The 8,946-nt window shown below is 68.1% G+C and carries 7 protein-coding genes; 3 read left to right on the top strand and 4 right to left on the bottom strand.

Annotated features, from left to right (window positions below; translation table 11 throughout):
* Both KJ554_13130 and KJ554_13125 read right to left on the bottom strand, forming a co-directional pair.
* Nucleotides 1-644 (bottom strand): glycosyltransferase (locus tag KJ554_13130; GenBank protein ID MBU0743278.1); only part of this gene is annotated, 644 nt, incomplete at its 3' end.
* Between the two features lies 1 nt (nt 645).
* Complete coding sequence (locus KJ554_13125; protein ID MBU0743277.1) at nt 646-1,554, bottom strand: carbohydrate kinase; 909 nt, start codon at nt 1,552-1,554, stop codon at nt 646-648.
* A 157-nt stretch (nt 1,555-1,711) separates the two neighbouring features.
* Here KJ554_13125 and KJ554_13120 point away from each other — a divergent pair, with 157 nt between their 5' ends.
* Both KJ554_13120 and KJ554_13115 read left to right on the top strand, forming a co-directional pair.
* Nucleotides 1,712-2,566 carry an HAD-IIB family hydrolase gene (locus KJ554_13120; GenBank protein MBU0743276.1) on the top strand — a complete coding sequence of 285 codons (855 nt, stop codon included), beginning with the start codon at nt 1,712-1,714 and terminating at the stop codon, nt 2,564-2,566.
* Complete coding sequence (locus tag KJ554_13115; protein ID MBU0743275.1) at nt 2,563-3,978, top strand: aminopeptidase P N-terminal domain-containing protein; 1,416 nt, start codon at nt 2,563-2,565, stop codon at nt 3,976-3,978. The genes KJ554_13120 and KJ554_13115 overlap by 4 nt, the downstream gene beginning before the upstream one ends.
* Here KJ554_13115 and KJ554_13110 read toward each other — a convergent pair.
* Entirely contained in the window at nt 3,966-5,819 is a 1,854-nt protein-coding gene (locus KJ554_13110; protein ID MBU0743274.1) for a M14 family metallopeptidase, read from the bottom strand. The two genes, KJ554_13115 and KJ554_13110, sit on opposite strands and share 13 nt — an antisense overlap.
* A gap of 211 nt (nt 5,820-6,030) precedes the next feature.
* Between KJ554_13110 and KJ554_13105 the strand changes: the two genes are divergently transcribed.
* On the top strand, nt 6,031-7,695 hold the full coding sequence (locus tag KJ554_13105; protein ID MBU0743273.1) for a S8 family serine peptidase: 1,665 nt from the start codon (nt 6,031-6,033) through the stop codon (nt 7,693-7,695).
* Nucleotides 7,696-7,773: 78 nt separating this feature from the next.
* Here the strand turns inward: KJ554_13105 and KJ554_13100 are convergent, their stop codons facing one another.
* On the bottom strand, nt 7,774-8,916 hold the full coding sequence (locus tag KJ554_13100) for a hypothetical protein (protein ID MBU0743272.1): 1,143 nt from the start codon (nt 8,914-8,916) through the stop codon (nt 7,774-7,776).
* Nucleotides 8,917-8,946 lie beyond the last annotated feature (30 nt).

Below are 8,946 nucleotides of genomic sequence, written 5' to 3'. Positions count from 1 at the left end.
TTGTCGTAGGAGCTGTACTGGTCTGTCATCTCCTGGGTCGTGCTGGTGACGATGAGCGACGCCGCGGTCAGGGCCTCCTCCTCGGCCTGGAAGCGGCGCTTGAACTTGTAGCGCCTCTCGAGGGCTTCCTCGTCGAGGCCCTTGGCCAGCAACCGCTGCTTCTTGACCCGGCCCAGGGAATGGCCCGTGAAGACGAAGGGCACGCGCAGCTCGCGCGCCAGCTGGGAGCCGGCGTAGCCCGCGTCGGCATAGTGACCGTGGACCACGTCGGGCGGACGGCCGACCATGCGCACGTGGCACAGGGCGTGGTGGACGAACTCGTCCATGTAGGGCCAGAGGTTCTCCTTGTGGAGATAGCGGCGCGGTCCGCAGGGGATGCGGATGATCTGCGCCTTGTCGGTGATGGTCTCCACGAGATCCGCGTAGTTCGTGTCGATGCCCGGGCCCTCGATACGACGCGTCAGCAGATCGACCCGCGCGACGCGGGGATCGACGGCCAGGGCCTTGGCCATCTCGATCACGTAGGTGATCTGTCCGCCGGTGTCCGCATCCCGTCCGAGCTCGATGTCCCTGGCCCGGACCAGCCCGTGGATGCTCATCATCAGGATGTAAAGTCCCTCCTGCTCGCCATCCTTTTCCATCACGTCACCACCCGTCGCCGAATACGCGTCGATAGAGTCCGGGATCGCGCGCGACCGCTCCGCGAATCCTGCAGATTGCCGCGGCAAATCGATGAGCGGCATGCAAAATCCGTTCCGCGGTCATTCCGCGCAGGAGCCCGGCGATGCAAACCGATGCAAATGCGTCACCTGCGCCGACCGTATCGACGAGCTCGGGGGCGTCGACGGCCGCGGCCGTGGCCGTGATTTCCTGTCTGTCCGACCAGATGGCTCCATCGGCGCCCAGCGTCACGATCACCGCGTCCAGGTCGTGCCTGGCCGCCAGCGCGCAGGCCGCCGCGCCCGTCTGCCCGCCGTGGCCGGACAGCTCCCGCAGCTCCGCCTCGTTCAATTTCGCCCAGCGCGCGCCGTCGAGAGCCGCCAGCACGGTGTCGCGGTCGTACCACGGCGGGCGCAGGTTCACGTCCAGGAACGCGGGGGCTCCCGTCACCTCGCGCAGCCGGGTCAGGGCGGCGCGGGAAGTCTGCCCGCGCAAGGCGAGAGTGCCGTGGTAGAGGAGGCCGGCGGGGAGCGTCGCGGCGGCGGCGGCGGCCAGGTCCGGCCCGATGGCGTCGTAAGCCCTGTCCGCCAGGATGTCGAAGGTGGGTTGTCCGTCCGCGAGCGCGACCCGGACCTCGCCTGTGGGGCGCTGCGGGTCGCGCTGCAGCCCCGAGACGTCCAGCCCCCAGTCGGTCATGGCGCCCACGATCTCGCGCCCGCGCTCGTCGTCGCCGATACGGGAGACGAACAGCGGCTCGAGACCGAACCCCTCCAGGTGCCAGGCCACGTTGAACGGCGCGCCTCCGAGCACCGCGGCACCGTCCGGAAAGTGATCGAAGAGGACCTCGCCGAAGACGACGGGTCGCGGCGGGCGTGCATCCGTGCGGGCTTGCATCCGGGATCTCCTGTTTCGGAGATCCAGGCCTCTTGAAGTCGTGTCCAAGTTGAAGGTCGGATCCCCCCGCACACGCTATACGAAGGCCCGGACCCTGTCAAACGGTCCGCGTGAGGGCTGGCGCCGCCGGTGGCGTTGCGCTACAGTGACGCCCGTCATGAAACCGACCGCAAACACGCGCCTGCTGGCCTGCGACCTCGACGGCACCATGTTCCCGGCCGGCCCCGATCCGACCCACGCGGAAGCCCTGGATCGGTTCGGGCGCCTGCTCCGCGACTGTGACGGACTGCGTCTCGCCTACGTGACGGGGCGTCACCTGGCGTCGGCCCTGGAGGCCAGCGACCGCTGGTCCCTGCCCCGGCCCCACCTGCTGTCGTGCGACGTGGGGACCTCGATACATCATCCCGACGGGAACGCGCCCGGTGGCTGGCGTCGTGACGAGGCCTACGCCGCGCTCATGCGCGACGCCATGAGCGGCCTGGACAATGCGGACGTCCTGGGCCTGCTGTCCGACGTGGCCGGCCTGGCGCCACAGGCGCCCGAGCGGCAGGCGGAGTTCAAGGCGAGTTTCACGCTGTCGCGGGACGCGGCGGGCGACACGGCGATGAACGACGTCGTCGCCAGGCTGTGTACGACCGGGATGAATTTCTCGCTCGTGCGCAGCGCCGGCGTCTACGAGGAGCACGATCTGCTGGACGTCCTGCCGCCCGGTGCCACCAAGTCGTCCGCCGTGGCCCACATGGCGCGCCTGCTGGACGTGCCGAGCGAGCGGACCCTCTTCGCGGGCGACTCCCGCAACGATCTCGATCCCCTGCTGCGCGCCGAGGGAGGCATCGTCGTGGGCAATGCGCGTCCCGCCCTGCTGGAGGCCTTGCGCCCGTTTCTCGCCCATGGTGCGCGGGCGGGCAAGATGTACCTGGCCGGCCGGCCCCATCTGCACGGCGTGGTGGAGGGATGCCTCCACTTCGGCCTCGTGCCCGGGAACGGCCCGACCGAGAAAGGCGACGTATGAACGCGTTGACATACCAGCAGCGACGCCGGGTGCTGCGCCAGTCGGTCGGCGGCGGCGCGATCCTGCTGCCCGGCAATACCGACGCGAGCCGCAACTATGCGGCCAACGTCTACCCGTTCCGCCAGGACTCGAGTTTTCTCTACTATGCGGGCATCGACCATCCCGGCCTGGTGCTGCTGATCCTGCCTGACGGAGAGGAAATCCTCTACGGGCCGCCCGCGCAGCCCGACGACGTGATCTGGTCCGGACCCCGGCCCGGTCGGGGCGATTTCGCGGTGGACGCCGGCATCGACAGGCACGAGGCCCGCGACGAGCTGGCGGGCGAGCTGGCCGGACTGGCCGGCCGGGGCGTAGCGATCCATTACCTGCCGCCGTACCGTGCGTCGGGCCGGCTGCAACTGGCCGCGTCGCTGGGCGCCGGTCCGGATGCCGCGGCCGATGGGTTCTCCGCGGAACTGGTCGGCGCCGTGGTGGTCCAACGGGAGATCAAGACGGACGAGGAGATCGCCGAGATCGAGCTGGCCATCGCCGTGAGCGCCATGATGTACCGGATCGCCCTGCACAACGCCCGGCCCGGCCTGCGCGAGGCGCAGATCGCCGGCGCCATGCAGGGCGTGGCCCTGGCCCACGACATGCAGCCCTCGTTCCTGCCCATCGTCACGGTGCGCGGCGAGGTGCTGCACAACGAGACCTATCGCAACAAGCTGCGGGAAGGCCAGCTGCTGCTGGTGGACAGCGGCGTGGAGACGGCGCTGCGCTACTGCTCGGACATCACGCGCACCCTGCCCGTCGGCGGCGTCTTCTCGCCCCGGCAGCGGGAGATCTACGAGGTCGTGCTGTCGGCCCAGCAGGCCGCCATCGAGACGGCCGGGCCCGCCGCGACCAACCGCGACGTGCACCTGGCGGCGGCGCGGGCCGTCGCCGCCGGCCTGATCGCGGTCGGACTGATGAAGGGCGACGCGGAAGAAGCGGTGGCCGCCGGGGCCCACGCCCTGTTCTTCCCCCACGGCATCGGTCACATGCTCGGACTGGACGTGCACGACATGGAGAACCTGGGCGACGCGGTCGGCTACGCGCCGGGCGAGGCGCGTTCGGACCAGTTCGGACTGAACTACCTGCGCCTGGCCAAGGGGCTGCGCCCGGGATTCGTGATCACCCTCGAACCGGGCGTCTACTTCATCCCGGCGCTGATCGACCGCTGGTCCGCCGACGGCCGGCACGCCGACTTCATCGACCACGCGGCGGTGCGGAAATACCGCGATTTCGGCGGGATCCGCATCGAGGACGACGTGCTCGTCACCGAGGAGGGCTGCCGGGTGCTGGGCCCGCCCATCCCCAAGACCGTCGAGGACGTGGAACTGGCCATGGCCTGGACGGGGAACGTCCAGCACGACGGATCTCAGGGCGAGTAGCGCAGCGCCGCCACCTCGTCCCGCGAGAACGTCCACCCCACCGGATAGACGTTGATGCGGTCGTCCCACCAGGGCGTGCGACGGTAGAACCACAGGATCTTGCCCCAGTAGTCCTCCGCCAGCGCGGGGTCGTCGGCCAAGGCCGCGGCGAAGCTGTCGGCCAGGGCCGGATTCGCCGCCAGCATCTCCGGCAACAGGGGCTCCAGCACGTAGGGCTCCACGTACTCCTTGCGTTCGAAGACGGTGTCGAAGAATCCCCAGCGCACCAGGGCGTCAGGCGCCTCCGGCGCGAGCATGTGGGCCGCCGCGCGGGACGCGCGCTGGTTCATGTCGACCACCACCGTGCCCCCGGGAAAGGTGCGGATCTCCTCGATGGGCTCGATCTCGTACTCGAGCGTGTGGCGTCCCTCGAAGGGATGCTCCCGCCAGGTCACCTCGCCGAAGCGCGCGCTCGCGACCCGCAGGGTGGTCGGCTGCAGGAGCCTTCGCGTAGCCACGCCGTGCAGGGACAGACGCTCGATCACCTCGGTCCATTCGGGGGGGACGAGATACGCCTCGGGCAGGCGAACCTCGACCTCGGGCTTGTGCCCGGCGAAGACCGGCACCTCGAACTCCGCCGGCACGTCGCTGTAGACGGGATAGCGGCCGCCGGTGATCCCGCTGTCGACGAACCCGTATTCGTAGCCCAGGAAGTCGAAGCTCGTGCTGTCGCTCTCGTCGACGGCCAGACTCAGCGGCAACGGGGTCCCGCGGAAGGCGGCGCCCGCGGCGCGCCGGTCGGCCGCGGCGACGGCGGCCCGCAGGCGTTCGTGCTCTCGATTGAGGATCTCCGCCGTGTGGCGGAAGACGCGGTAGGTGGCGTCGACGCGCGTCTTGTAGTCCTTGAACATGTGGGTCTCGAGCAACAGGGCGGGCCGGTTCTGGATGGCCGCGTAGCCGTGTGAATACCGCGGTCCGGAGCTCCACACCAGGATGCCGCTGCGGGGGTCCTGCCAGCTGCGGAACCCGCCGTAGGGCATGACGGGATAGCCGTCGGCGGCCAGGGTCTCCGACAGTCCCTCCAGGTAGACGTCGCGCGTCCATGCGGCCAGTTCGGGGTCGAGATTGCCGCCGAGCTCGAGGCCGTACATGACGACGTGGCGGAAATCGGCGCCGTCGGAGACATGGCTGTCGATGAAGAAGTCCGGCAGCCAGTCCGCGAACAGGGTCAGCCAGGAACGCATCTCGGGCGCGTCCGCCTTAAGATGGTCCCGGTTCAGGTTGTAACCCTGGGCCGTGACCCGCCAGCCCATCTCGAGGGGGCCGTTCTGGTTGGCGCGGTTGTGGGGGCCGAAACGCTCGTGGCCGTCCACGTTGAAGACGGGTATCAGCAGGATCGTCAGGTGGTCCAGCAGTTCGGGACAGGTCCGTCGCACGGCGATGTCGCGCAGCAGCATCAGACCGGCGTCCTTGCCGTCGATCTCGCCGGCGTGGATGCCGGCCTGGAGCAGCAGGACGGCCTTGCCCGCGTCCCTCGCCGCCGCCGCCGTGAAGTCGCCGTCGCGATCCGCGATCATCAGCACGAGTTCACGTCCCTGGGGGCTGGTGCCGAAACGGGTCATGTGCAGCCAGGGCGACGCGTTCGCGAGACGCCGGCAGTATTCGACGGTCTGGACGAAACGGCCGGTCTCGCGGCCGCCCGACGCCTCGAAGTGCGTATCCCAGCCGTCATTTGCCGTTTCGGGTGCCGGCGCTTCGGTGACGACGGAGGCGGCGGGCGTCGCATCTGCGGCGGTCACGAGGATAAAGGCGGCGAGAACCACGGCCCCCGCGGCCGTCGAGCCCTTTTTATTCAGGTTCATCGGCGTCTTCCCGTCGTTGCTGGGTAAGGCTGCGACTTTAGCCGCTCGCGCACCTCGCCAAAACGAAAAATATGACTTTTTACGCGCATCCACTTTCCCTGGGCCCAAGATAGATGCTATACTAAGATGACAACCTGCATTACGTCCGTCAGGGGGACCCATCTTGTCGACGCCACATCGCCCAACCATCCCGCCCCTCGGGGCCGCTCTGTTGCTGACGCTCTTAATACCGCAGATCCTGGCCGCCGACTCCTTCATGGGATCCGAGTACAACTCGACGATCACCCAGGAACTCGCGCTCGTCCTCGACGAGACCGACGACGACGAGTGGCTGACCGTGATCGTGGTGATGAGGGACCAGCTCAAGTCCGATCCCCTGCAGCTGCCGGTACCGGACAGGATCCATTTCTACCGCCGCACCGCGTTGCTCGCCCAGCAGAACCTGATCAGCGATCTCAGGGAGGAAGATCCCGATTCCTTCGTGGTCGAGGACCAGAACTGGCTGACCAACTCCATCCTGATGAGGGCCAAGCCGCCTCGGATCAAGCAGATCGCCAAGCGGAAGGACGTGCACAAGATCTCCCGCAACGGCATCGTGCGTCTCGTGGATCCGGTCCTTCAGCCGGTCACGTGGGTCTCCGAACCGGGCGTTGCCTGGGGCGCGGACGCCATCGACGCCGAGCTGTGCTGGGCGGAGGGATACGACGGCACCGGTGTGATCGTGGCCCACACGGACACGGGCGTGGACCCGGATCACCCGGCCCTGGCCGGCAAGTTCACGGGTTACTGGTTCGACGCCGTCAACGGCGGCGCCGCTCCCTACGACGACAACGGGCACGGCACGCACACTCTCGGCACCCTGCTGGGCGGCGACGGGCTCGGCCCCTATCCCGACGATCTGGGCGTCGCGCCGGGCGCCAGATGGGTCGGCGTCAAGGTGATGGATGCCCGGGGCGTGGGAACCTACCAGCAGTGCCTGAAGGGTCTGGAGTATATCGCCACGCTGAAGGTCGACGTCGACATCAAGGTGGTATGCGGTTCCTGGAGCCTGGCGAATACGCACGAGGACATGCTCTTCTTCGCCTGCGAGAAGTTGCGCGAATTCGGCATCGTGACCGTCTTCGCGGCGGGCAACGACGGGCCCGGGCCCCAGACCGCGGATACGCCGAGCAACTATCCCATGGTCATCGGCGTGGGCGCCGTGGACCGCGACGACCTGGTGGCCGACTTTTCGGCGCGCGGTGACGCACCCCAGATCGCGCCCTGGTCCGTAGCCTCGTACTGGTACAATCCGCACTGGTCGTTCCGCAAACCCGACCTGACGGCGCCCGGCGTCGATGTTCGCTCCTGCGCTCCCGGCGGCGGGTTCCGGCGCCTGAGCGGCACATCCATGGCCGCGCCCCACGTGGCCGGCGTGGTGGCCCTGCTGCTGCAGAGGGACGCGTCCCTCGCGCCGAGGGACGTCTACGACATCCTGACCGGCACCACCGACGCCGAAGAGGGGGGCAAGCACAGCTCCGCTTACGGCTGGGGGCGTGTCAACGCCTGGGCGGCGCTGCGCAGCGTCACGCTGAGCATCGCGGCGGATGATCCCCGCCCCGCGCCGGGACTGACGCTCTCGTCGATACCGCGCGGATCGGGCCGCAGCCTGCGATTCGCCCTGCCGCGCTCCAGCCCGGTGGACCTGAAGGTGTACAACGTGGCCGGACAATGCGTGCGCGCCCTGGTTTCGGGCGTTTCGTTCGAGGAGGGTCCCCAAGAAGTGGTCTGGGACGGTCGCGACGACAGGGGCCGCTGGTCCACTTCCGGCGTCTACTTCGTCCGTCTGACGGCGTCGGGACGATCGACCTCGTGCAAGTTCGCGCTGGTCCGGTAGCGCGCGCCGCTCGACACTCTGAAGAGGGCCCGGCCTGGTGCCGGGTCCTCGTCTCTTCGCCCGGTCCGGAGAAGGGCCTCACTCCTGGGTGGGCTCCATGCCGACGGCCAGCCCGCAGGGCAGAGGCAGGTTCAGCAGGGTGACGCCGAACGCCGTGGACCGGTTCCGGTTCAGGTTGAACATGAAACCCGGCTTCAGTCCCCATGCCTCGAACAGACCGGGATACAGGTTCACGCGCAGCTTGTAGTCCTTGGAGTTGGCCCACAGCACCGAGGCCAGCAGCGAGTCGTCGCGGTCGTAGAAGACGCCGCCGGTGACGGCCAGTTCCGCGCCCTGGTGGTACTCGGTCACGTCCAGCAGCTCGTCCACCTTGAAACCGCCGCCGGCGGAGATGTTGCGGCCGCCGCCGAGGCGCCGGGTCAGACCGAACTCCCCGTGGGTCCCGTAGTGATAGAAGAAGGCCCACTTCTCCCACCAGGGCACGTCCAGCTTGAAGGCGAAGTTCTGTCCGTTGTTCACCAGCGTTTCGTGCTCCAGATCGATCATGGGCTGATAGGACCAGTCGGCCATGTGCAGCGTCTCGCCGAAGAACCTGCAGACGCGCTCGCTGCTGAACAGGATGATGCTGGCGGGGTCGAAGATCAGCAGATCGGCCACCGGATCGGTGGACCAGGTGTCGCGGTAATCGTTCTCGACCACTTCGTTGAGCAGATGGTAGAGCATGATGGTCGTGCCGCCCCAGATGCCCGGATGGGCGTAGTCGTGGGCGCGGTACCACTCCACCATCATGCGGTAGCTCATGCCGCCGCCGATCAGGTGCTGGGTGTAGTTCGGCCAGTAGTGCGCCTTCTTGGAGTCGAGGCTGAAGGGTATGATCTCCCGCACGAAGAAATCGCCCCAGCCCTCCACCTGGATAGCGGCCGTCGGGTCGAGCAGGTTGCGCCAGACGTTCTTCCAGCCCTGGCGGTAGTTGATGTCCAGGGGGCGGTTGTGGCGGTTGGAGAGCTGCATGATCCCGTATCCGCCGTTGATCAACATGCGCAGGGGATGGATAATGGCGTCGGTGCCGTAGCCGTAGCCGTGGTAGAAGTAGCACTGCTCATGCATGTCGTCGGCCGCTGGCGGCGGGTCTTCGCCGGCGCGGGCCGCGCTGCACGCGAGGATGAGCAGGAGCGATGCCGTGATGACGAGGGAAGAGGCTGCTGATCGTACGCTTGCCATCCGGGTAGGTTAGTGCCTGGCCGTCGGATG

It is taken from the genome of bacterium (genome assembly GCA_018814885.1).
Classification (GTDB): domain Bacteria; phylum Krumholzibacteriota; class Krumholzibacteriia; order LZORAL124-64-63; family LZORAL124-64-63; genus JAHIYU01.
Note: the sequence above shows the minus strand (reverse complement) of the source record. Positions and strands in the feature narration are given on the sequence as shown.